Genomic DNA, 23,361 nt, shown 5'->3' on the forward strand with positions numbered 1-23,361 from the left:
CAGCATTGAAACCATTACAAAGCATTAGATGCTCGCTAAAGCATCACCACCGTCACCTAATTCAACGCTATCGACACGTTGTAATCCTCTAGGCAATTTAGCACCACGACGACCACGTTCACCTCGATAATGCTCAAGATCGCTTGGCTTCAGTGTGAGTTTGCGCTTACCTGCCCACAAGGTAACCGGCGTATCACTAGGCACTAATTGTAAATGCGTCATAAGTTCATCGCGACTCTTGGCCCTTTCGGTTGGTATGCCAATAATTTTATTACCTTTACCCTTGGATAATTGCGGTAACGCTTCTAGCGAAAACAGTAACATCCGCCCTTCGTTTGTGATCGCTAGCAGTGACATTTCTTTAGTGCGGTCGATCAACTTAGGCGTTAATGATTTAGCGTTTGTTGGTAGACTCAGCAAGGCTTTACCTGCCTTATTGCGCGACACCATATCGTTGTATGAACAAATAAAACCGTAACCCGCATCCGTTGCTAACAAGTAACATTGGTCTTCTTCACCCATCAACACATGCTGCATGGTTTCGCCAGGTGCCATATTGAAGCGAGTCGTAATAGGCTCACCTTGGCTACGGGCCGATGGCAGAGTATGGCTATCCGTCGCAAAAGCCCGCCCAGACGAATCAATAAACACTGCGGCCTGATTGCTACGTCCCATCGCGCTACATAGATATTGGTCGCCAGACTTATAGGAGAGCGACAAAGGATCGATATCGTGACCCTTAGCACAACGCACCCAACCTTTTTCAGATAAGACAACAGTCACGGCTTCTGTCGGCGTTAACTCTTGTTCAGTTAATGCTTTGGACTCATTACGCAATACGATTGGCGAGCGACGATTATCGCCATAGGTTTCGGCATCTTGAATTAATTCTTTCTTGATCAACGTCTTCAAGCGACGCTCTGAGCCCAATAACTGCTCCAGTTTTTCGCGTTCGGCTTCAAGCTCATTTTGTTCGGCCGTGATCTTAAATTCTTCTAACTTAGCTAAATGCCGTAACTTTAACTCGAGGATCGATTCGGCTTGTTTATCACTGAGTGAAAAACGGGCCATCAACTCGGCTTTAGGATCATCGTGAAAACGAATAATCTCGATCACTTCATCAATGTTGAGGAAAGCGATCATTAGGGCTTCGAGTATATGTAACCGCGATACCACCTTGTCTAAACGATATTCTAAACGACGTTTAACCGTATCAACGCGGTACTCTAACCACTCAGTTAATAAGGTTTTCAACCCTTTAACTCGCGGACGTCCATCGAGACCCAGCACGTTTAAGTTAACTCTAAAGCTCTTTTCTAAATCCGTGGTGGCAAACAAATGCGCCATCAGTTGATCGCAATCGACGCGATTGGAGCGCGGCACCACCACAAGACGCACTGGGTTTTCATGATCCGACTCATCGCGTAAATCGGCCACCATAGGCAATTTCTTCGCCTGCATTTGACCGGCGATTTGCTCTAAAATTTTACCGCTACTGGCTTGATGTGGCAGCGCCGTTATGATGATTTCACCGCCATCTACGGTGTAAACCGCACGTGCTCTTAATGACCCACGCCCCGACTCATAAATTTTTGCAATATCGGCAGACGGGGTAATAATCTCGGCTTCAGTTGGATAATCAGGGCCTGGTACAAAGGCCATCAATTGCTCGAGTTCAAGCTTAGGATCATCGAGCAATGCTACGCAGGCGGAGACTAATTCTCTCACGTTATGCGGCGGAATATCCGTCGCCATACCTACGGCAATACCAGTAATACCATTGAGTAAGATATGCGGTAAACGTGCAGGCAGTACTTTAGGTTCCTTCAAAGTGCCATCGAAGTTAGCACCCCATTCAACCGTACCTTGTCCCAGTTCACTGAGTAACACTTCAGAGAATTTAGAGAGACGTGCTTCGGTATAACGCATAGCCGCAAATGACTTAGGATCATCGGGGGCACCCCAGTTACCTTGGCCATCGACTAACGGGTAGCGATATGAAAATGGCTGCGCCATCAATACCATAGCCTCATAACAGGCACTATCGCCGTGAGGATGGTATTTACCTAATACGTCACCAACCGTACGGGCCGACTTTTTATGCTTAGATTGAGCCGATAAACCTAACTCACTCATCGCATAGATAATTCGACGCTGTACCGGTTTAAGTCCATCCCCAATGTGTGGCAGGGCTCGGTCCATAATGACGTACATGGAATAGTTCAGATAAGCCTCTTCGGTAAAGCGCCGCAATGGCATTTGCTCTACCCCATCGAGACTTAACTTGATAGCGTCACTCATTTTCTTCTAGTTCCTGTGTTTCTTCAGTACTATCGCCCTTATAAAACAAGCGATACACGTTACCTTTTAAATCATCGGAGATGTACATAGCACCATCGGATGCCGATAACAGCGCAAAGGGTCGAGCAACGGGAAATTCACCGTCAAGGAAACTAACAACCGTTTCACGACTCACCACTTTTTGATCTTCAATCTTCAACATCACCACTTGATAGCCAACTTTACTCGAACGATTCCACGAGCCATTTTCGGCGACAAACAACTGATTATGGTAAATATCGGGAAATTGACTGCCGCGATAAAATGCAAGTCCCGTGGGTGCAACATGGGCTGGCAATTCATACATTGGCAGAGTGATTTTTAAATTTTTCGGTTTTTCATAGGCGGGTTCGACAACACTACTGGCATGTAAATAAGGGAAGCCATAATGACTCCCTATCACATCGATGCGGTTAATCTCATCGGGTGGCAAGTTGTCCCCCATCCAATCACGGCCTTGATCGGCAAACCATAATTTTTTGTCTATTGGCGACCAATCAAATCCACTTGCATCACGCACACCAGCCGCAATCTGCTCACTCGCGCCTGTATCAACATTGATCGCTATGATACTACTGTAAGGCACTGGCGCTTCACAGACGTTACAGGGCGCACCAATAGACACATATAAACGGCCATCTGGGCCAAAATTAATTGCCCGAGAACTTTTCTTCTCTGAGTAAGGCAAGTCACTGTAAATCTCTTTGGGTCGACTTGGGCGGCGCAATCTTTGTTCAATATCAACAAAGCGCACTATTTGATTTTCAGTGGCGACAAACAAGTCACCGTTGTGGAATGCAATCGCATCAGGTGATTCAAGCCCTTTGGCTATCACATAGCGCTTATCGACACGACCATCTTGATTACTATCAACGAGAGCATGGATAGTGCCGCTCTTATTGGAACCGACAAATAAAGTGCCATTAGCCCCCATCGCCATCTGCTTAGCATCGCCAATATCCGAGGCATAAAGCGATAAACCAAACCCCTTAGCGACGGTAATCATGATCGATTGGGAACCCGCAAAGGCGCTATTGCAGAGCAATAACGTCACACTCGCTAAGAGCGTAAAACCGGCAGAAAACACCTTTAAGCAATTATAATTATTAGTTTTAATATACAACATTGTAATTTTCTTTATGCCTATGTTTTATTGTTATCGGCAATAGTGCACAACATTAAAGTAAAGCCATGTCACCCTTATCTTCAAGCCAGTTTTTACGGTCCGGCGAACGCTTCTTAGCGAGCAACATATCCATCAAAGCATCCGTTTCTTCGATGTCATCTATCGTCAACTGTACTAAACGACGGGTGTTTGGATCCATCGTTGTTTCACGAAGTTGTAAAGGATTCATCTCACCCAAACCTTTAAAGCGGGTGACTTGTACCTTACCCTTTTTATTCTCAGCGGCAATACGGTCTAAAATACCCGCTCTTTCTGCCTCATCTAAGGCGTAATACACCTCTTTGCCGATATCTATACGGAACAACGGCGGCATAGCAATATACACATGACCCTGCTCAACTAAGATACGGTAATGCTTCAAAAATAGCGCGCATAACAAGGTAGCAATGTGCAGTCCGTCTGAGTCGGCATCCGCAAGGATACAAATCTTGCCATAACGTAATTCAGAGATATCACTACTATCGGGATCGCAACCAATCGCGACCGAAATATCATGGACTTCCTGTGAAGCTAACACCTGTGAAGCATCGACTTCCCAGGTATTCAAGATTTTGCCACGCAGCGGCATGATGGCTTGAAACTCACGATCGCGGGCCTGTTTAGCACTACCACCCGCAGAATCCCCTTCCACGAGGAATAACTCTCCGCGCATCGGATCTTGGCCACTACAGTCTGTCAGCTTACCCGGCAGTGCAGGTCCCGAAGTCACCTTTTTGCGGGCCACTTTTTTGGCGGCCTTTAAGCGGCTCTGGGCATTATTAATGCACATTTCGGCTAAGGATTCAGCTAACTCGGTATTTGAGTTCAACCAGAGTGAGAATGCGTCACGCACAACGCCAGACACAAAAGCAGCACATTGGCGACTAGAAAGCTTTTCTTTTGTTTGACCAGCGAATTGCGGTTCTTGCATCTTCACCGACAATATAAACGCGGCGCGATCCCAGATATCTTCGGGTGAAAGTTTAATACCACGGGGGATTAAATTTCTGAACTCACAGAACTCCCGCATCGATTCCAATAAACCTTGGCGGAAACCATTCACATGGGTACCACCCAGTGGAGTCGGAATTAAATTAACATAACTCTCGCCAATGGATTCACCGCCTTCAGGCAACCAAGTAATGGCCCAATCTGCGGCTTCTAGTTGACCTTTAAAGCAACCCACAAACGGCTCTTCTGGCAATCTTAAATTGTCACCGATAGCCGCCTTTAAATAATCAGTTAGGCCGCTTTCATAGAACCATTCATGGACTTCATTTGTCTGTTTATTGGTGAATTTTATCCGTAAACCTGGGCACAGTACCGCTTTAGCACGAAGCAGATAAATCAGTTTTGAATTTGAGAAGTTAGCCGAATCAAAATAGCTCGCATCGGGCCAAAAATGCACTCGAGTCCCCGTATTACGACGACCACAGGTCCCTGTTGGGCGTAAATCTTCAACCTTAAAGCCATTTTCAAAAGCGATGTCATACACTTGGCCATCACGGCGAACCGTAACTTCGACACGGCGCGACAAAGCGTTAACCACCGAGATACCGACACCGTGTAAACCACCGGAGAACTGATAGTTTTTATTCGAAAATTTACCGCCGGCATGCAATTTGGTCAGAATTAACTCAACTCCAGGAATGCCTTCTTCTGGGTGGATATCCACCGGCATACCACGGCCATCATCAGTGACTTCGAGGGAGTTATCTGTATGTAGAACAACTTCAATTTTTGTCGCGTGACCTGCCAATGCCTCATCGACACTGTTATCTATGACCTCTTGGCCCAAATGGTTAGGTCTGGAGGTATCGGTATACATACCTGGACGGCGTTTAACAGGATCGAGTCCGTTGAGAACTTCAATGGCGTCAGAGGTGTATTGATTTGTCATAGGGCACGCTATAGGTTGTTATATCCGGCCATGTTGCGGCTCGGCATGTCAGTTTGTCAAGGTAAGTGTAAAAATTGGCTTACAGTTTGCAGATGCGACTCATAACCAACAAAGCTGTGATCACCACCCGCTTCAACTCGCAATTGACAGTGATGATACTTATTGACCGCTTCGCGATAATCCAGCACATCATCACCTGTCTGCAATAATACCAAAAAACGATCCGGATTGCGGATCACAGCCGTATTAAATTCAGCGACTTCAGACTTATGCTCAGGTAAGACAAGATAATGCTGTTCAGTGTAAGGATTGAATTGCGGCCCCATAAACTCATCGAACAACTCAAAGGGTTTTACCGCAGGATTAACTAACACCGCTTTGCCACCATAGGTTTCGGCTAAATAGCTGGCGAAATACCCACCTAAAGATGAGCCTATATAAGCTAATGGCTCTTTGGCATCAATCGCCGCCTCAACATAAGCGGTTAAGAGCACCATCGCAGCCTTAGGTGTATTAGGCAATTGGGGCTGATGGAAGGCCACACAAGGGTGATGCAGCGCCATGTACTTAGCCGTCATCACAGCTTTATCTGAAAATGGAGAGCTATTAAAACCGTGAATATAAAGCAGCATATTTCCTCAGGCTGCGGCTATTCGCGTTAATAACCGCTAGAGTTGTTGTCGGGGGAAAAATGGTTACCCGGTACGCGATACACTTTAGTATTGATGCTACCATCGGCTTTCAACTCCAGCAAACGATAACCCGGTTGAACGCCATCCAAGGCAAAATAAGGCGATAACGGCTTAAATTGAATACAAGTGGAAGGTGTCGCCATCAACTGCAACGTGCCATGGGGCCCATTATGATGGGTATCAATACATTGGTGCACATGTCCCCAGAGCAATCCTTTGACCTGCGGATACTTTGCCACTCGCGCGATAAACTCGGCGCCATTGTCCATGCAGTGCTGATCCAGCCAAGTACAATTCACAACGATGGGATTGTGATGCATCACCAGTAAAGTATGGCATTCAGGATGTGCGGCAATGGCTTCATCAATTAATTCGAACTGAGTCTCGGCCATATTGCCGCCAGGCTTTCCCCGCACGGTTGAATCCAACATGAGGATTTGCCAGTTTCCCGCCAGAATACGCTGCTGCCCAAAAATCTGTTCACCCTGCATGTGCAGATACATGATCCGTGGATCGTCATGATTTCCAGGAAGATAATGGCAAGGTAAGCCAACGGGAGTGACTGCTTTCACAAATTGCTGATAGGACTCAGCCGAATAGTCTTGACTCAAATCGCCTGTGGCGAGCATCAAGTGAGCAGGATAGTCCACAGCTCTAATCGTATTTAATACGGCAGCAAAACTTTTGCTAGTATTAACTCCTAATAGCTGAGCTTCAGGATCGGCAAAAAGATGCGGATCTGTGACTTGCACGATACGCACGCTTTCCCCTTCAGCTATGGAGTAAGAGACAGCCTCTTTCAGCACATTGAATACCCAATTCTAAGACTGGCACACGACACTGTGTTGGTAACCAATCTTTAATAACTCTTCCAGGAATGCATTCACCTGGTACTTTTCATCACTTTGATACATGCGTACATTGGGATAATCATACACTGGGCGTAATTGGTAAATCTGTTGGCCAGTTAACACTTCTGCTAATTTAGCATCGTGATAAATTCTCACTAACACCTTGGGAGTATTGATAAACTCCTTTATTTCGATAGGACGAGATATCTCAACTAGCTGAGTATATTTGGTATTTTCTAAAATTCGCACTACTAATATACCAAACTCACCTTCGAGTCGCCATGACTCACCGATAGCTATCTCTAACGGTAACCATTTCAACATGTAGCCATAATTACGCCCGCACAGTGCTAAAAAATCACTGACGTTGGGTTTATAGCGCCGTTTTAGACTCGAAGTAGCCAAATTCATCCCAACTTAAACCAGTTGCTGATAGTTTAATTGTAACCATTGTAATCCAATAACGGTCGACGCATTATCGATCTCGCCCGCAACCACTCGCTCATAAGCTTGCTCGCGGCTCATGACATGCAATCGAATATCTTCGTGCTCTTCAGCTAATCCATGCAATCCACGGGCGTCGTTTGAATCGACATCAGCCCAATAGAAATAGAAACGTTCTGTACTACCACCTGGGCTCGCTAAATAGCTATTTACACTGTGTATTTGCTTAGCCATTAAGCCAGTTTCTTCCATTAATTCTCGGTGTGCAACATCCAGAGGCGTTTCTGCGGGCGCAATCATACCCGCGACTAACTCAAGAAGCCAAGGAGATTTAGCAGTTGCTAATGCAGGAAAGCGTACCTGTTCGATGAGTACGACTTTATCTTGCTTGGCATCATAGGGAAGGACGACCACAGCATGACCCCGTTCAAACACTTCGCGAGTGACAGGCTTACTCCAGCCACCAGCGAATAATTTATGCTTGAAAGTGTATTCGTCCATTGAGAAAAACCCTTGATAAAGGGATTTTTTTCCTAAGATCTCAATATCCGTTTGCGAAAAAACAGGGGGTTTCATACTCTATCCTTAAAAGTTAAATTTGCGCCTATAATCAAGGCAATTTGAGCACATTTTTAAAATAAAATCTGTTACACTTCGAATTTGACTTGAAAGTGTCAGAGTTCTTAGACTCTAGGTCATTAAGTTTTAGCTGTATCGGGAAGCGTCGGGAAGCGCAAACCGCCTTGGTAAAGGCATTACTTAGTCTAAACGAAGTTAAAATATTCCTCCGTGGGGGGATTTTGTCTAATAAGGACAGCAAATGAAATTTAAGATCCATAATTTATGCGCAGCATTAACACTTGCGGCTTCCGCTTCAGCGGTGCAAGCAGATGATTTGTTGCAAATTTATCAGCAAGCACTGACTAGCGACCCGCTCGTATTGCAAGCCCAAGCCCAGCGTAATGGTTTGTTTGAGAAAATCGAACAAAACCGCGCTCCGCTGTTGCCAACCATTAGTGCAAACGTCGGTTATGACAAAGCTTGGAATGATCCGAAGGATGATGCAAGTGGTCTAGTAGGTAGCCTGAAATTAAATCAAGTCATCTATGATCACAGTGCTTGGGTTGGTTTAAGTCTTGCTGAGAAAGCCGCTTCTCAAGCTGATTCCGCTTATGCTTCCGCATTACAAAACTTGATTACTCGTATCACTAAAGCCTATTTCGATGTATTAACGGCGAAAGACAACTACGAGTTCCAAGGTGCAGAAAAACGCGCCATCGAGCGTCAACTTGAACAAACTAAACAACGTTTCGCAGTGGGTTTAACCGCGATTACCGATGTGCATGAAGCTCAAGCGCAATATGACTTAGCCTCAGCCACTGAAATTTTAGCCGAAAACACGCTCGCCAATAGTTATGAAGCCTTACGTGAAATCACCGGCATCGATCACAAGACGATTAATGTGTTAGATACCAACCGTTTCTCAGCCGTTACGCCAGCGCCAACGTCATCTAGCGAATGGTTAAAAATTGCTGAAACCAATAGTGTTGATTTAATGACTCAACGTATTGGTAAAGATATTGCCCAAGAGACCATTAAGCTTTATCAAGCAGGCCACATGCCGTCTTTAAGCTTAAATGCCGGTTACAACAAAGGTCTTGAGCAAAAAATGGGGAATCTCAACGAACCTGATTTTGATAATGTCAGCGTTGGTGTCAACTTAAGCATTCCGATTTTCGAAGGTTTTAAAGTCAGCTCACAAGTTAATGAAGCACAATTCCAGTATGTTGAAGCAAGTGAAAAGCTTGAGCAAATTTACCGTGGTGTAGTGAAAAACGTTCGTAATAACTACAACAACGTAGGTGCTTCTATCAGTTCAATCAAAGCTTATGAGCAATCTGTTATTTCATCAGAAAGTGCCCTAAAAGCCACTCAAGCGGGTTTCGAAGTGGGTACTCGTACTATCGTTGATGTTTTGAACCGTACCCGTGACTTGTACGACTCAAAACGTAAATTATCCGATGCGCGCTATAGCTACATCAACTCAGTTGTTGCACTAAAGCAAGCTGCGGGTACATTGAATGAAGATGATGTTATCGCCATCAATAATGGCTTGATTGCACAGTAACAACGCTCTCAGTCATTAAATATAAAAAACCGCCATTTGGCGGTTTTTTTATGCTTTAAAGTTAAAATCAACAAAATTAGAAGTTGATTTCAACACCCGCAAAATAACCTTTAAATTTAGTATCAGCACTCACACCCGAGAAATTACTCACATCGAATAAAAATTCACGGTAGCCTACACGTACACGGGTATCGACGGCCAAACCATCAAATTGCCAACCTAAACCAATTGCATAGTCGTGCACGCTTGACTCATTGACGCCCTGCATCAAATCAGCAAAACCGTACAAGCCTAAGCCAGGCATACCTACATGCGTACTGGCGTAACCCATCACAATACCGCTATCGACATCTTTCTCTTCAGGGTGACCAGGGTCTTGCACGCGCAGTGAACCATTCATTAACTTGTATGCAGCACCAAGGTCCAATGACACTATGTCGTTATCCAATATTTCGTAGTACAGCACGAAGTCTGTGTTACTCAAATCAGTATAAGCAGTCACATTACCTTTAAAATCATGACCATTGAAGTTGAAATCAGCACCAGACATGCTGCCTTTCTGATCTAAGCTATTTTCACGGATTTTAATGTTAGGGACAAATGGCAATGGGTGCTCAACTGCAATCCAATAACTGCCTTGAGCAGATGAACTGTAATCAAATGTTTGTTGTGGTTGACCTTTATCAGCAAAAGTACCGCTAGTATCGGCGCGCCAGTAATCACCACCAATCGTAAAACCAACCACAGTTGCCGCTTGGGCAGATGAGGCCATACAGAATCCTAATACCGCACTGGCGAGGAGAGTTTTTTTCATAATTAACCTTGAGATAGCAAGTTCGTTAAATCAATCACCGCGGCATTCGCACGCGACACATAGTTAGCCATAACCAATGAATGATTAGCGACTAAGCCAAAACCGCTGCCATTCAGCACAACAGGGCTCCAGACAGTTTGCTGAGTCGCCTCCAGCTCACGAATGATCTGTCTTAGGCTCACTTCAGCATTTTTCTTCTTCAATACGTCAGCAAAGTCAACTTCAACTGCGCGCATAAAGTTCAACAACGCCCATGAAGCACCACGGCTCTCATAGAAGACATCATCAATTTTCCACCAACTGGTTTTTACCTGATGGCTGGTCAAATTTGGGGTTGATTGACGCGCCGAATTGTCACCAGCTAGGTCTGTATTTAAGCGCTCTTGGCCAACGCTGGCAGATAAACGCTGTGACATACTGCCCAGACGTTTCTGCACTTCTTTCAACCATTCATTAAGGTTGTCAGCACGGGCATAAAACTGTGCATCTTGATTATTAGGGTCCATCATGCGGGCACGATAAAGCTTCAGCAATTTGATTGCATCGCGATATTCGCTTTCGGCACTGGGTACTAACCAGCTAGTGTGGTCAATATTGAGCTTAGATTGGGCTTCGCCTAAATCTTTGTCCGCCGCAGATTGTGACTGTGAGCGGCTAAACTCTTTACGCATAATCAAGGCTAAATCACGGGCTTGCTCCAAAGCACCATATTCAAATGCGGGCATGTTATCCATGAAGATGGAAGGTGGCATCACATCGTTTGATAACCAACCACCTTGCTTATCGAGTAAATTTTCGACAGTGAGGATTAGCGATGTAGTAGTAGCGTATCCAACAATATTCTTATTGGATGCTGTTAATTGTTGAGGGCTAATTGGATCCGGTTCGATACTCCACCATACACTCACGCCATAACCGATTAATACTAAAAATAAACCGACCCCGGTAACTTTTTTCCATGTAATTTGCATCAAGCGACTCCTTAATGATGGTGATGATGCTCTTGCTCTGCGGCGTTTTCTGCTGCTTTACTAACAGGCAGGGTAATTGCCATTTTCTCGCCACCGTCAAACTCTAATTGCAGTTCAACTTGTTGCTCTAACACCAATGGCGCTTTTAAGCCAAGCAACATGACGTGATCCCCTGACGGCGTTAACGTTAATGTGCCATGGGAGGGGATGTCAAAACCTTCAACATGGCGCATCTTCACCATGCCTTGGTCTTCGATAATCGTGTGTAATTGGGCATCCTTTGCCACAGTCGTACTGACACCGATAAGACGAATCGCTTTATCTGTGTGGTTTTCAAGCGTAAAGTAAGCGGCAGTATTTGGTACTGTCTCAGGCATGGCGCGTATATGACCTTCAGTCATGACTACGTTCGCCAACGCTGAAAATGATGCACAAGATAAAACTAGACAATTAAACAGCTGTTTGAATATTGGTTTCAATGTCTTAAACTCCATGTCTACCCAATGTCGTCGTAAAGGAAACAACCCATGAGTCATATACAGGTTCAGGATGATCAGGGCGTGCGTATTATTAGCTTTAATCGCCCTGATAAACGCAATGCACTTGATCTTAATATGTATAAACAACTGACAGAATACCTGATCGAAGGTGAAGCAGACAACGACATTCGTGCCTTTATGCTCCATGGCCAAGATAATTGTTTCACCTCAGGCAATGATGTTGCTGACTTTTTGAAAAATAGTGACTTAGGGCCAAATCATCCCGCAGTACGTTTCTTATTTTGTCTGCTCGAACTCAAAAAACCTCTGGTGGCTGCCGTTTCTGGTGCCGCCGTCGGTATTGGTACAACCGTACTGCTACATTGCGATCTGGTATACGCTGACAACACGGCGAAATTTCAACTTCCCTTCGTCAACTTGGCTCTCGTGCCGGAAGCGGGGGCTAGCCTACTCTTACCAGAACTCATTGGTTATCAAAAAGCGGCTGAGTTACTGCTACTTGGTGAAAGTTTTAATGCCGAGACGGCCCATAGACTCAATATGATCAACGAAATTGTGGCCCATGAAGATTTACTCAGTTATGCATTATCTCAGGCAAAAAAATTGGCCAATCAACCGCCACAAGCACTACAAATCACACGTCAATTAATGCGTCCGCATAAAAATCGTGTACAACACCAAATGCACCAGGAACTTGAACAATTTAGCGCTAGGCTAAAAAGTGATGAAGCCAAAAGCAGATTTCAGGCTTTTTTGAAAAAGTAGTCTGCAAGGCAGTATGCATATACATTTTCGCATGAGGGTCAAAGTACCCTCTTGTTGATAGGTTTAACTGCATCATTTTAAATCAAAACAAGCCACTTATTAGCTCATCAACACCAGCCATCACTGCATGCTTAGGCTGGTTTTTTCCATTGGTCAACTAACAATGCTAAAACAAAGTAAATTAACAAACTCACACCCGGCATAAATACAACTGCACCAATCCACACCGCACGAGTCCAAAAACAAGACCAATCAAATTTCCATGCCATACCAGCGGCAACACCACACACTAATCGCTCTGGACTCTCCATACGCACTTTTAATCGTTTCATCTAAAACCTCGGCTCAGTTGATCGCGAACTTATTTATCACTAACACTATGCCACTGAAACCAGCAAATAATGCCTGAAAACAACGCAAGACTAATTACAGGTAACAGTAGCAATGTCATCAAAGGTGCTACAAACCACATAAGCAGATCCTTTACTTAGCGCTATATTCATCGGCACCTGCCGATTCACCTTTATTTTCAGCGTTTAAGCTAAGTTGACTGTTGAAGTCATACATACTTTCAGCCAGTTGTGTTTGCAATGACATCACAAATTCACGCTTTACACTGACGAACAATTCTTGTGTCTGCGCAGTTAATGTTTGCTCAATAGTTCCCACAACATCTGATATTGGTGCGGCTTCTGCGTGTGCTGCAACGCTACCGACTAACGCGCCTAATAACACACTCATTTGTACTGATTTTTTAATGGTTAACGTAAACATGATGGCATCCCTTTCGATTAATTAACTTGACGAAAGGAGTATTACAAACTGCGTGCCAACTTATAAAAGTATTTTTAAGATTATGATTTTAATCATTTTAAAAAATTTTATGTGGACAAGATGAGATATAGGGATGGATTGGAAAATAACAAGTGGTGAAAAATACTACTCAAATTAGTAAATTTCACCATCTTTTAAGTTGATTAGAAATCACTCAGCGACTTCAGCCTGAATATTCTGAAAAGCCTGTTTTACCACTTCTATCCCAGCGCCGTTTTTATGGGCATTTTCACTCAAATAACGACGCCACGCACGGGCACCTGGTAAACCTTGAAATAAACCTATCATATGACGAGTAATATGATTGAGCCGGCCACCCGACTGCAAATGCGCTTCAATATAAGGCAACATAGCCTCAATCACAGCCTCTCGGCTGATCACTGCTTTTTGACTGCCACACAATATTTGATCCACCTGCGCCAGAATATAAGGATTCTGATAAGCCTCGCGCCCCATCATTACTCCATCGAGCTGCACTAAATGAACTTGTGCTTGCTCGAGAGTTGTTACGCCGCCATTAATACCAATATTAAGTGCAGGATAATCACGCTTAAGTTGATACACACGCTCATAATCGAGCGGCGGGATCTCGCGATTCTCTTTTGGGCTTAACCCTTGAAGCCACGCCTTACGCGCATGGATAGTAAAATCCGTACACCCTTTTTCACTGACCACATCAATAAACTGGGTTAAAAACGCATAACTATCTTGTTCATCAATTCCGATACGCGTTTTCACAGTCACAGGAATATCAACGACTTGTTTCATGGCGTCAACACACTCAGCCACTAACTCAGGTTCCGCCATCAGACACGCGCCAAAGCGACCATTCTGCACTCGATCGGAAGGACAACCCACATTAAGGTTAACTTCATCGTAGCCACGATCAGCAGCGAGTTTAGCGCAACGAGCCAAATCTAAGGGATTAGAGCCACCTAACTGCAACGCCAAAGGATGTTCTTCCTGGTTATACGCCAAGTAATCACCGCGACCATGCAATATCGCTCCTGTTGTCACCATTTCCGTATACAACAAAGCATTAGCCGACATCAAACGTGCAAAATAACGATAATGACGGTCCGTCCAATCCAACATGGGCGCAATGGAAAAGGTACGATCGAGGGTTTTAGGCGCTAAACCTTGGTGTTGCTGGGTTTTATCTAAATTCATTACAATCCGAAAAGTTAATATTTTTGCTAATTTTTGTACGTTTTTGCATGTTTTGCATTGCTCGGGGAACCTATAGTGATCCACAATGGATTGGACTGAGGGGTTCGGGGAACCAAAAAACATGGCATCTTATAGCATTCAAAAACGTGAAAAAGCCGACGGTACTGTGCGGCATCGCTGCCTAGTTCGTGTAAAGAAAAACGGCAAAATATTATACACGGAGCAACGTACCTTTACCAAATATGCCGCTGCCGAGGCATGGGGTAAAGATCGGGTGATTGATATTGAGTCAAACGGGTTTGCTACTGAGGATACGGCTCCTATTACATTGGGCAGCATCATCAGCAAAGCCCTGACAGATGAAAACATCGACAGCAGCATTGGTCGTTCGAAGCGCTTTTGTTTACGGCTGTTATCGGATTGCGATATTGCTAAATTGAATCTGACTGATATTAAGCCGCACCACATCATCGATCACTGTAAATTGCGACGCAGCGCAGGCACAGGGCCATCTACTATTGCAGTTGATGTAAGCGTGATCCGATGGCTACTACGAATCGCTAAATCAAATTTTGGGCATGAGGTTTCACAAATTTCGGTTATTGAGGCTTACGATGCACTGTATAGCCAAGACTTGATCGCTAAATCGGGGAAGCGTTCGCGCAGACCGACTACGGATGAGATTGAGAGGTTAAAAGTTGGATTAGCTGCAAGAGCAGATCAACGAGCTGCGCATATTCCTTATATTGATTTGCTCGATTTCTCGATACTGAGTTGCATGCGTATTGGTGAGGTATGCCGGATAACATGGGACGATGTGGATGAGGCACAAAAGGCCGTAATCGTTCGGGACCGCAAAGACCCACGTAAAAAAGCAGGCAACCATATGTTGGTACCACTGTTGGGTGGGGCATGGGAGATACTGCAAAAGCAGCCTAGGAATGATGCGCGGGTTTTCCCCTACAACGAGCGCAGCGTTACTGCAGGGTTTCAGCGGGTGCGTAATGAATTGGGAATTGAAGATTTACGCTATCACGACCTAAGGCGCGAAGGTGCCAGCCGTTTGTTTGAGAAGGGCTATAGCATTGATGAAGTGGCGCAGGTGACAGGCCATAGGAACATCAACACACTGTGGCAGGTGTATACCGAGTTATTCCCTAAGCGATTGCATGATAAGGATGTTTAAACCTCTATCTCCACAAATGGCAAGTCGGGTGCCGTCCCTAGCACCCTGCCATCTTGTACGTAGATGTGATCACCAACCGTTCCCGAGCCAATGGCGCGGATAGTGTGGCCGCTGGCACTGCTGGCGGTGACCGTTCCATCGGCGTTTACTGCAGCTACAGTCATGATCATCCGTGGCAGTACTAACGCTGTTTGAAGTTGTTTAAGCATGGTGCCTCGCTGGCTGTTAGCAGGGTTACGCGATTGAGCGGATCACTGTAATGGATTGTTCGATATCGATATCACCGCGATCACTGACGCTGGCGCGGATGCTCCAACTGTCACACGTTCCTTTAAAGACTTCGGCACCTTCACGAATACCAATTAACATGCCAGGCGTTGCGGGTGGCAAATCAACCATGACGGGCAAGGATAGCGTGACGTTCAGCTTGTCGCCTGTATCTGCCAGCGCATTGGTGCCAGCGATGCGCGCCGCTTGGTTATCTACGATCAACTGAGCGCTAATATCAGCAGCAGGAATATTGCCCGCGCTGCCGGTGCGTTTCACCTTGGCGCTAATCCCCTGTTGTTCACCACGCAGCCACACTACATCACACAAAGGATTGCGGGAGACTGATTCGCTGTAATTGGTGATCACAGCATCGTGCACTGTTAGGTCCGGTACCGCTGTTGCCATTTCCCACGGCACGGTTGGCCAGCGTGGAATGATAGTCAATTTACGGGTGGCATCATCCGCTAAGATCATGCAGCCCAATTGGCTCGCTGCTTCATTAATCGCGTCGATCGGTGACTTGTTACCCACACTGAACGCGCCTGCAGGGACGCTAAAATCTGGTATCCCGCTTAGCTCTGCAGTCCAGCCTGTGTTTTGCAACAGATCACCAATAATACCGCCAAGGCTGCGCAATACAGTGTTGGTGTAGCTGATAGGCAAAAGGTAAGGCGATGACAGCTCTGCGGCGCGTGATCGGCCTGTGCTGCTGTGGGTTTCAATACCAAAGGCTTTGCTGGCGCTTGGCTGCTCGGTAATGGCATAAAACTCATAACCGTTGATGGTGATCAGCAATAGTTCATTGTGAGCACGCTGCGCATCGATACGGCTTGAGAACTCAAGGCTAACCGACCTCGCCCACTGTCCACGGCTTTGGCTAATGCTCACACTGGTGATCACAATCGGTAAACTGTCTGATACTCGCACGCATGTGATCGTTGGCTGCATTAAGTAGTACCTGCGGATTTGTGGTTCAATCGGGATTTTAAAATCGATATTGGGTAATGGTGGGTTAGCATCGATAAGGCCGCCGCCATCGTCCCAGTAGCACACGTTCGGTGAGGCCGTAAATCTAAGCCGTGTTGGGCTAGTTGAGTTGATCCAAGGTTCGCTAAAGCGCAGCGTGACCTTACCCACTGGCGGTACGTATTTACTGGAACATACCCATCTCGCCGCATGGGGAGCCCATGCCACAGTCTTATTATCACCTTGGCTTTGAATGTTGGTATAGCTAAGCGCTATCTCAGTCGCGAGTTGCTCGCCGATATGCAGTTTAACGGTAATTTGCTGGCTCTTGGCGGCGGCCTGTGACCACTGCATTTCAAGCATTATCTGCTGCAGCTCTGGCACTATCCATTTGCTTATGGCTTGCTGACAATGAGCCTCTGGTACTAACCAATTCATGTTGAGTTGAAAAGGTACCAGCGTATTCCATTGCCAGTTAACAGCAAATATTTCGCCAGCTAATGGCGGCGTATTCCATACCATTACAATTTGCTGTTTTAAGCTAAAAAAGCTATCCCATGCAAACACTGCATGGGCAGCATGTGATTGACTGCGCTGGCTTAGTGTAAGTTGCTGCTCGATAATTTGACTCGTATTGAAAACCACCCCGCAAACCATTCCAATGGTTCCTACACGTATAGGATCTGGCTGCTCTGGGACCTGTTCATCACCAAACCGCAAAGTTATCGGTGATGTAGCATTGAGCCAAGGTGTATTAAATCTTAACTGTATCGGTTTGGTTATGCGTACAGTTGTTGAAACTTCAACTTTACTCTGTACAGATAAACTAAATCCCTGCAAATAATTTTCATAAACATTGATAGTTAAATTAGACGTAACTGCAATGACTCGATCTGCAGAAAACTGAAAATCTACAGCTTCACCGTTTGGCGGGAAATAAGCCCCTTGAGGAAACTTGAAATCAATCAATTGGGATCACCCTGTCAAAGACTAAGGCATTAAGTGCGGAACTATCCTCAGCCAAACAAACCACATAATGTTCATCTGGATATGCAGTTTCAATGAGGTAGTCACCCGAACTATCAGAAGTGGTTGAACCAACGAGCAAACCACTACTGCGGAGATATGCTCTAATATCGGTGATGATACCGGTACCATTCTCACCAATCACTTGACCAGATATTTTCTTTAGTGACACAGACCTGAATTGGTACGTGTTGGATGGTGTTAGCTGTTTGCCAAAATTGCCATTTCCGACTAATGCTTGACCAGATGCAGAGGTCGAGTCCATGATAAAAAACTGAAGATAACTGCCTGCATCAGTACCCGCAGTGCAAACCAGTTCAATATTACCTCTCGAAAACTTGATCGCGAGGTCGGTCTTATTTAAATTGCTGTTACCGTATTGCGACCAACTGATAAATAGAATTGCAGCATCTGCCGTTTTATACCACTTGGCATTGTACGATTTACTATCAACATTGGGGCTCTTACAGTTAATAACAAATGAAGGGTTGATCGTGGCGCGTGATGTATAGGCACGAGGTACACTGACTTGACTGGGTGCAACGGCTACTATAGCACGACTAGACGATGAGACAGAGCCCGGTGGTTCGTCAACATAAATACCGATTGATCCCTCAGTTGATTGCATTATTTTGGATGATAGCCCATCTATTGCTGTTGGAAACCCTATATCTATTTCCGTTGCAGCATCATCAGCCTGAACCAAGCCGGGTAAAGTGGCAGTATCACTGAGGCCAAGCTCAGTAGCCCATGCGCTGTATGCGAGCAATGCATTAGCGTGTAATGGTGTTATTTCAACAATGTCATTGAAAATTTGCTTGCCAGTTTTAGGGTCGATAATCATAGTGACACCCTAGTGTCTGCACTTAATAACGTAAACGTACCTGTTGCACTGTATACCAAATCATCAATTTGCTGAGACAAATGGAACGTTGCCCCTTCCCAATAGCTAATATATTTGACAGTAGAACCAGCAGAAACGGTGAATTGCACGTTATTCACTAATGAAATAACACCATTGCTTGGGGCAGAGAAAACGCAATCTTGGCGTGGCGAACTCAATTCATTATCAACACCATTAGCACCTGGCTCACCACTGTGAATAGCAATTTTATCGATAGCGATAGCACCAAGAAGGATGTTTTTTGTAGCAACGCTTATTACCGTATTCATGCCGTTAATATCCAATTTCAATATCATTACTATTGACAAGTGGCAGACGTACACCATCTGCAACCACTGCATTGAATGTTTCATTATCATCAATCATTAGCACGATCACGCCATTGATAGCATAGCTTTTGCGAACCAAGTGCCTAACTATTACACCCGGCTTGATACCACCTTGCCAGATCAATTTCATAGTCACTCGGTCTAAAATGGCATATCGCTCAGCAGCAACATCGGCATCCAGTTCAAACAACCCGACAAGGTAATTCGAACGCTCAATGATTGGTTTAGCAATAAAATCACTCATACCAATCACCTGTTGAAATCCACAAATTACCTGCACCAACATGATTAATAGGCATATGATAGAATGCCACACCATTTACAGTTCGAATCAGTGGTAATAGTGAATCACAATACCCAGTGAATGAGGATTGAAGCATCCCGGGCAGATAACCTCTAAATGCAGGATGGAGATTACTGTTACACATGTTTTGACCAGTAGAGTCCAAAAATGTAGAAGAGTTGGATGAAGGGTTGATAGAACTGGCCTGAATTCTGGCGGGTGTAAATAGCATTGCCAAACCATCGCTAGGTAATGCGGTAATTCTGGTGGTCTGGAACGTATCAGATGAAAGAGATATCACCATCTGTTTTGGATTATCAGTACCGTCAGTTTGGTGCATTTTAGCAACTGGTGTGCCGTTACTTATATACCCAATCCCGTAAGACCAATCTGGCGTGGTTGAATCGATCGCATCCGTATTAGATGGATACGAATATGTGATAAAGCGGTTAAAATCGTTGGGTATGACACTGTGAATATCACCAACGAAAAAACTCAACATTATGCTTGTGTTAAATGGTGTTTTATCTACTGGTGAATCACCGTGAGTAAATAAATAAAAACTGGCTGCGGTGGCTATTATTACCCATTTGTAGGCAAGTGCTGAATTACCAGTGGCACAACGCCAACCACGATTGCTTGTACTTTCCCAACTTTGGTTCAGTGATGATAGCAATGTTGCAGATTGAAAGAATATTGTAGCCTGCAAAGCATTACCAGCAGATTTAGGCCAAAACTTAACAAAGCCACCTGAGCTTAGTAGTGTTGAATTGCGAAACACAACTTGCTGTGTCGCTTCATCTTCAAATGGCACAGACCAGCCAGCGCCCGATTTTGAACCATACCCATCCACCAAACATTTCTTGAGCACGTTGATGAGTTCTGAAGGTCTGACACCTTTTGACATTTGCGGTGCCCCCGCATCATCCCAACGATAAACAGTAACTGGTAATCCCATTACAATAACTCCTATGACTCGTTGCCGAAAAATGACAATACGGCTTTATCTGTAGTGATTTGACTGTGACCTACCTGCACATTGCGTAGCAACATAATCGGATTTGAGGCCGCGAACGTGGCGAAACGAATCGCTTCGCCTTGCTGCCAACCGCCACCCCATGCACCTGAGCGAATGATGAAATAAGGGGCATTTGTCAGTGGGTTAATCGGTGAAAAATCATTGAGTGTGTCACCTGTGGCGATTTGGCCAAGACGGCGGCCAACACAGCGAAATGAGCTGGCTGAGGTCATAATCAATACCCAATCTTCATTCACTGCAGTGGTGTTTTTGACTTCAAACGGATAGTCAACCGCATTCACGTTACCCGTAGCAGGGGCGCCATCGAGGTCCCAATTGTTGGCCCAAGCTGTCATATCGCGAACTCTGCCAACACGGGCCTGCAGGTCGCCAAGGATTTGCACACTGGCTAATGTCGTACCTACTGGATATTCACGGGCTAATGGCTTGGCCAGCACAAGGCTATTGCCTGTAAACGATGACACTAGACCGAGTTCCATAATGGTATCACTTAGCACAAACGGCGCAGTAAACCCCGAAAAATCACTGTTAATCGTGACCGTTCCTGCCACCTTATTTACCGTGAAATGGTCATTGTTATTGGTCCATAGGCTGGCGTCATTGGCATCAGTAATATCCACAAACTGGGCATTTTCACGAATAGTAAACACTGTGCCGACAGAGCCTGTGACTTGCTGCACTTGAGTATGAGAAAGCGCGACAGTGCCCCAGCGTCTGAACATATCGACAATACCGTCATTGGGGATACGCAGTGGGTTTAGCCCATAAATTTCGGCGGGTGGTAGCTGGCGCAATTGGTCGGTAATGTCATAGCGCAGCGTGGTTAAATCCACCGGATTGGTAAATAACAGTTCAACCAAACCATCTACGATAGTGCCGCTAATGCCACTGCCCGTTATCACGCCTTGGTTGTCAGAAGATGCGCTGATAATGGCGTGATCGGATATCCGCTCAACCTGCACGTAAAAGCTCTCTAACAATGGATTAGCCACACTCAAGGCAAATTTAGCCGTAGTATCGCCGGCAGCCGCTGCAGTGGTTGATTCAACTAAACCTGAATAGGTCAATTCAAAATCACCACGGCTGACCGTTTGCTTAGTAACGACACCCGTAAAATAATCAATGGTCGCCAGCAACTCAGTGGTGTCATACAACTTACCGATACCACTATTCACATTTTCAAAAACGTCCTGAGGCACATAGTTACTATCAGCAAACACAGCGCGGCCTTTGATACTGCCGACCGTTAGCTGCTTATTGGCTGGAAAGGCATTAGCGCTTGAGTAAATGCTGTATTTATACGCAGAAACATAATAGAGCGATACTGTGGGATTATAGGCAAAGCGCACATCAGGCCGCAGCGTAACGGTCACGTTCCCAGTCCCCACAGTAATCGACTGAACTAATGCATTATTCCCGCCGAAAACGCCAAAAGGATCGGTAGAAACTGCAGTGACAACATCAGTGTCTATCAGTAAATCCGCTGTGGTGAAGGTATAGCTGTACGTCCCTTCTGCACTTGGCTGACTAATTACTTTGCGGATCACTTGGCTAACAGTAGCATCGCCATTATCACTGCCACCCGTAATAGTATTGCCGGGCTTTGGCGCTAAAGTGGTGATCGCAGGCAGTAGTGATAATTGAGTCGCGCCCACAGCTAAATTTACCCCGCTGGCGGCGGCAGTCAGCTTAGTTACCCCGTGGAATTTTAATGGTGATGCAGTATTAGATAATCGCAAGCGAGTGCATTTACTCTGGCCATTGATTTGCAAACCAGGTTCTGGTGTCGCAAACGGGATCGGCGGGTCAAATACTACGGTACCCACAGCACCGTTCACTATGCTGGTGCGCGTGACTTTGCAAAAATGGGTTTTGCGTGGCCATGCCACGTTTTCAATGCCAGGATATTCCACGGTGATGCAGATCACTTGGCCAACCTGCAGATAAGTCGTTTTCCAATAGTCGCGATCATTAAAGCGATAAGACGACTGCAGGTAATCCGAGGAAAACGAGTTTTGATTCACAAGGAAGCCGGGACCACCTTCACGGATCAACTCCCCTGCAGTGACTGACGACTCAATGATCTCTTTCATATCCGTCATGCGAGATTCATCATCCAGCGCGGCAGACTCGATCATGAATACGTTAACTAATGGGTCTATCGGTGGCTCACTGATAAAAACATGTGCATCAATCAAAGTGCTGGTATCTGGCGTATCGAGCGCAGGGAACGCTTTTACAATGTCGATACTGGATTGGGCATGGTCGATATCGGATATCGCTGAAAATAGCTCGTTAAGCAAGCCTGACTGCACTGCGTTCTTAGTCCGTTGGCCGCCAGCCTCATTACTTGAACCCAGTAACTCGGGTTTAAATACTTTTAAATCTAAACGGGAAATAGTCATAAATGGCCTATAAGGTCAGAAACTTAAGAACCACGTTAGTGAGCTTTTCAAACCCGCCAACTTCGTCGAATAAATCCTCACCCGTTATGGGCGAGCCTGCAGTGTTATCCCAAACTACGTTGTAACTGGTGCCTTCATAGGCCAACGTGAAGGCGGTTAACGTAGTGGCGGCATGGGCTTTTAGTTGTTCAAACTCAGTGCGCAGCATCCATCCAGATTTGGTGCCCAACTCCATGGCAATACCGGCTGGGATAATGGTTTGCTGCACCAATGGCGCACCGTTTAAGGCGCGCTTCATATTGGCCGCAACGCGGGGCGTGTTGTCGCGGTTTAACCACAGCAAATCCACCGCGATATCTATGCTATCGATGGTTGTCAT

General features: G+C 45.4%; 24 protein-coding genes. 3 read left to right on the plus strand and 21 right to left on the minus strand.

Annotated features, from left to right (window positions below; all coding sequences use genetic code 11):
- Positions 1-24 precede the first annotated feature (24 nt).
- Genes parC through nudF form a run of 7 tightly spaced genes read right to left on the minus strand, consistent with a single transcriptional unit; the run spans position 25 to position 7,968 of the window.
- Entirely contained in the window at positions 25-2,301 is a 2,277-nt protein-coding gene (parC, locus tag L5M28_RS14595; protein WP_263203719.1) for a DNA topoisomerase IV subunit A, read from the minus strand.
- Complete coding sequence (locus L5M28_RS14600) at positions 2,294-3,466, minus strand: PQQ-dependent sugar dehydrogenase (protein WP_105251474.1); 1,173 nt, start codon at positions 3,464-3,466, stop codon at positions 2,294-2,296. Before L5M28_RS14600 ends, parC begins: the two co-directional genes overlap by 8 nt.
- A gap of 52 nt (positions 3,467-3,518) precedes the next feature.
- Positions 3,519-5,405, minus strand: a complete 1,887-nt coding sequence (gene parE / locus L5M28_RS14605; RefSeq protein WP_105251473.1) for a DNA topoisomerase IV subunit B — start codon at positions 5,403-5,405, stop codon at positions 3,519-3,521.
- 56 nt (positions 5,406-5,461) lie between these two features.
- Positions 5,462-6,037, minus strand: coding sequence for a YqiA/YcfP family alpha/beta fold hydrolase (locus tag L5M28_RS14610; protein WP_263203720.1), 576 nt, complete (start codon positions 6,035-6,037; stop codon positions 5,462-5,464).
- Between the two features lie 26 nt (positions 6,038-6,063).
- The gene (gene cpdA, locus L5M28_RS14615) at positions 6,064-6,903 is read right to left on the minus strand and encodes a 3',5'-cyclic-AMP phosphodiesterase (protein WP_105251471.1); all 840 of its coding nucleotides are present in this window, start codon (positions 6,901-6,903) and stop codon (positions 6,064-6,066) included.
- A gap of 15 nt (positions 6,904-6,918) precedes the next feature.
- Entirely contained in the window at positions 6,919-7,359 is a 441-nt protein-coding gene (locus tag L5M28_RS14620) for a DUF1249 domain-containing protein (RefSeq protein ID WP_105251470.1), read from the minus strand.
- Between the two features lie 6 nt (positions 7,360-7,365).
- Positions 7,366-7,968 carry an ADP-ribose diphosphatase gene (nudF, locus tag L5M28_RS14625; RefSeq protein WP_028759445.1) on the minus strand — a complete coding sequence of 201 codons (603 nt, stop codon included), beginning with the start codon at positions 7,966-7,968 and terminating at the stop codon, positions 7,366-7,368.
- Between the two features lie 244 nt (positions 7,969-8,212).
- On the opposite strand from nudF, the gene tolC reads away from it, so the two are divergent.
- Entirely contained in the window at positions 8,213-9,520 is a 1,308-nt protein-coding gene (tolC, locus tag L5M28_RS14630) for an outer membrane channel protein TolC (protein WP_105251469.1), read from the plus strand.
- A gap of 76 nt (positions 9,521-9,596) precedes the next feature.
- On the opposite strand, the gene L5M28_RS14635 is transcribed toward tolC, so the two are convergent.
- The 3 genes from L5M28_RS14635 to L5M28_RS14645 are packed head-to-tail and all read right to left on the minus strand — an operon-like array spanning position 9,597 to position 11,799.
- The gene (locus L5M28_RS14635) at positions 9,597-10,334 is read right to left on the minus strand and encodes a TIGR04219 family outer membrane beta-barrel protein (protein ID WP_028761742.1); all 738 of its coding nucleotides are present in this window, start codon (positions 10,332-10,334) and stop codon (positions 9,597-9,599) included.
- A gap of 2 nt (positions 10,335-10,336) precedes the next feature.
- On the minus strand, positions 10,337-11,305 hold the full coding sequence (locus L5M28_RS14640) for a DUF2333 family protein (protein ID WP_105251468.1): 969 nt from the start codon (positions 11,303-11,305) through the stop codon (positions 10,337-10,339).
- 11 nt (positions 11,306-11,316) lie between these two features.
- Positions 11,317-11,799 carry a copper chaperone PCu(A)C gene (locus L5M28_RS14645; RefSeq protein ID WP_028761867.1) on the minus strand — a complete coding sequence of 161 codons (483 nt, stop codon included), beginning with the start codon at positions 11,797-11,799 and terminating at the stop codon, positions 11,317-11,319.
- Positions 11,800-11,832: 33 nt separating this feature from the next.
- On the opposite strand from L5M28_RS14645, the gene L5M28_RS14650 reads away from it, so the two are divergent.
- Positions 11,833-12,570, plus strand: a complete 738-nt coding sequence (locus L5M28_RS14650; RefSeq protein WP_028761866.1) for an enoyl-CoA hydratase — start codon at positions 11,833-11,835, stop codon at positions 12,568-12,570.
- 131 nt (positions 12,571-12,701) lie between these two features.
- Here the strand turns inward: L5M28_RS14650 and L5M28_RS14655 are convergent, their stop codons facing one another.
- From L5M28_RS14655 to dusA, 3 genes are all read right to left on the minus strand, one after another.
- Entirely contained in the window at positions 12,702-12,902 is a 201-nt protein-coding gene (locus L5M28_RS14655) for a PspC domain-containing protein (protein WP_263197396.1), read from the minus strand.
- A gap of 151 nt (positions 12,903-13,053) precedes the next feature.
- Positions 13,054-13,344: a hypothetical protein gene (locus tag L5M28_RS14660; RefSeq protein ID WP_263185669.1), complete on the minus strand. Its 291-nt coding sequence runs from the start codon at positions 13,342-13,344 to the stop codon at positions 13,054-13,056.
- A 210-nt stretch (positions 13,345-13,554) separates the two neighbouring features.
- Entirely contained in the window at positions 13,555-14,574 is a 1,020-nt protein-coding gene (gene dusA, locus L5M28_RS14665) for a tRNA dihydrouridine(20/20a) synthase DusA (protein WP_263203723.1), read from the minus strand.
- Between the two features lie 121 nt (positions 14,575-14,695).
- Here dusA and L5M28_RS14670 point away from each other — a divergent pair, with 121 nt between their 5' ends.
- Positions 14,696-15,760: a tyrosine-type recombinase/integrase gene (locus L5M28_RS14670; protein ID WP_012088299.1), complete on the plus strand. Its 1,065-nt coding sequence runs from the start codon at positions 14,696-14,698 to the stop codon at positions 15,758-15,760.
- Here the strand turns inward: L5M28_RS14670 and L5M28_RS14675 are convergent.
- The 8 genes from L5M28_RS14675 to L5M28_RS14710 are packed head-to-tail and all read right to left on the minus strand — an operon-like array spanning position 15,757 to position 23,361.
- Positions 15,757-15,969, minus strand: a complete 213-nt coding sequence (locus L5M28_RS14675; protein ID WP_011847761.1) for a hypothetical protein — start codon at positions 15,967-15,969, stop codon at positions 15,757-15,759. The two genes, L5M28_RS14670 and L5M28_RS14675, sit on opposite strands and share 4 nt — an antisense overlap.
- Before the next feature lie 25 nt (positions 15,970-15,994).
- Positions 15,995-17,965, minus strand: a complete 1,971-nt coding sequence (locus L5M28_RS14680) for a hypothetical protein (RefSeq protein WP_263203725.1) — start codon at positions 17,963-17,965, stop codon at positions 15,995-15,997.
- The gene (locus tag L5M28_RS14685) at positions 17,958-18,866 is read right to left on the minus strand and encodes a hypothetical protein (protein ID WP_263203726.1); all 909 of its coding nucleotides are present in this window, start codon (positions 18,864-18,866) and stop codon (positions 17,958-17,960) included. The genes L5M28_RS14680 and L5M28_RS14685 overlap by 8 nt, the downstream gene beginning before the upstream one ends.
- Positions 18,863-19,195, minus strand: coding sequence for a hypothetical protein (locus L5M28_RS14690; protein ID WP_263203728.1), 333 nt, complete (start codon positions 19,193-19,195; stop codon positions 18,863-18,865). Before L5M28_RS14690 ends, L5M28_RS14685 begins: the two co-directional genes overlap by 4 nt.
- Before the next feature lie 4 nt (positions 19,196-19,199).
- Positions 19,200-19,499 carry a hypothetical protein gene (locus tag L5M28_RS14695; RefSeq protein ID WP_012089172.1) on the minus strand — a complete coding sequence of 100 codons (300 nt, stop codon included), beginning with the start codon at positions 19,497-19,499 and terminating at the stop codon, positions 19,200-19,202.
- The gene (locus L5M28_RS14700; RefSeq protein WP_263203730.1) at positions 19,492-20,496 is read right to left on the minus strand and encodes a hypothetical protein; all 1,005 of its coding nucleotides are present in this window, start codon (positions 20,494-20,496) and stop codon (positions 19,492-19,494) included. The genes L5M28_RS14695 and L5M28_RS14700 overlap by 8 nt, the downstream gene beginning before the upstream one ends.
- An 11-nt stretch (positions 20,497-20,507) precedes the next feature.
- Entirely contained in the window at positions 20,508-22,982 is a 2,475-nt protein-coding gene (locus tag L5M28_RS14705) for a hypothetical protein (RefSeq protein ID WP_263203732.1), read from the minus strand.
- Positions 22,983-22,989: 7 nt separating this feature from the next.
- A complete protein-coding gene (locus L5M28_RS14710; protein WP_012586816.1) occupies positions 22,990-23,361 on the minus strand; it encodes a hypothetical protein in 372 nt (123 codons plus the stop codon).

It is taken from the genome of Shewanella sp. SW32, from assembly GCF_025653365.1.
Taxonomy (GTDB): domain Bacteria; phylum Pseudomonadota; class Gammaproteobacteria; order Enterobacterales; family Shewanellaceae; genus Shewanella; species Shewanella oncorhynchi.

Coding starts and splice junctions, on each gene's coding strand:
- L5M28_RS14635 (WP_028761742.1), bottom strand. CDS start 10,334: ATGAAAAAAACTCTCCTCGCCAGTGCGGTATTAGGATTCTGTATGGCC.
- L5M28_RS14670 (WP_012088299.1), top strand. CDS start 14,696: ATGGCATCTTATAGCATTCAAAAACGTGAAAAAGCCGACGGTACTGTG.
- L5M28_RS14660 (WP_263185669.1), bottom strand. CDS start 13,344: ATGTTTACGTTAACCATTAAAAAATCAGTACAAATGAGTGTGTTATTA.
- dusA (WP_263203723.1), bottom strand. CDS start 14,574: ATGAATTTAGATAAAACCCAGCAACACCAAGGTTTAGCGCCTAAAACC.
- tolC (WP_105251469.1), top strand. CDS start 8,213: ATGAAATTTAAGATCCATAATTTATGCGCAGCATTAACACTTGCGGCT.
- nudF (WP_028759445.1), bottom strand. CDS start 7,968: ATGAAACCCCCTGTTTTTTCGCAAACGGATATTGAGATCTTAGGAAAA.
- L5M28_RS14695 (WP_012089172.1), bottom strand. CDS start 19,499: ATGAGTGATTTTATTGCTAAACCAATCATTGAGCGTTCGAATTACCTT.
- L5M28_RS14640 (WP_105251468.1), bottom strand. CDS start 11,305: ATGCAAATTACATGGAAAAAAGTTACCGGGGTCGGTTTATTTTTAGTA.
- L5M28_RS14600 (WP_105251474.1), bottom strand. CDS start 3,466: ATGTTGTATATTAAAACTAATAATTATAATTGCTTAAAGGTGTTTTCT.
- parC (WP_263203719.1), bottom strand. CDS start 2,301: ATGAGTGACGCTATCAAGTTAAGTCTCGATGGGGTAGAGCAAATGCCA.
- L5M28_RS14675 (WP_011847761.1), bottom strand. CDS start 15,969: ATGCTTAAACAACTTCAAACAGCGTTAGTACTGCCACGGATGATCATG.
- L5M28_RS14690 (WP_263203728.1), bottom strand. CDS start 19,195: ATGAATACGGTAATAAGCGTTGCTACAAAAAACATCCTTCTTGGTGCT.
- L5M28_RS14700 (WP_263203730.1), bottom strand. CDS start 20,496: ATGGGATTACCAGTTACTGTTTATCGTTGGGATGATGCGGGGGCACCG.
- L5M28_RS14685 (WP_263203726.1), bottom strand. CDS start 18,866: ATGATTATCGACCCTAAAACTGGCAAGCAAATTTTCAATGACATTGTT.
- L5M28_RS14610 (WP_263203720.1), bottom strand. CDS start 6,037: ATGCTGCTTTATATTCACGGTTTTAATAGCTCTCCATTTTCAGATAAA.
- L5M28_RS14710 (WP_012586816.1), bottom strand. CDS start 23,361: ATGACAACCATCGATAGCATAGATATCGCGGTGGATTTGCTGTGGTTA.
- L5M28_RS14645 (WP_028761867.1), bottom strand. CDS start 11,799: ATGGAGTTTAAGACATTGAAACCAATATTCAAACAGCTGTTTAATTGT.
- L5M28_RS14650 (WP_028761866.1), top strand. CDS start 11,833: ATGAGTCATATACAGGTTCAGGATGATCAGGGCGTGCGTATTATTAGC.
- L5M28_RS14655 (WP_263197396.1), bottom strand. CDS start 12,902: ATGAAACGATTAAAAGTGCGTATGGAGAGTCCAGAGCGATTAGTGTGT.
- L5M28_RS14705 (WP_263203732.1), bottom strand. CDS start 22,982: ATGACTATTTCCCGTTTAGATTTAAAAGTATTTAAACCCGAGTTACTG.
- L5M28_RS14620 (WP_105251470.1), bottom strand. CDS start 7,359: ATGAATTTGGCTACTTCGAGTCTAAAACGGCGCTATAAACCCAACGTC.
- parE (WP_105251473.1), bottom strand. CDS start 5,405: ATGACAAATCAATACACCTCTGACGCCATTGAAGTTCTCAACGGACTC.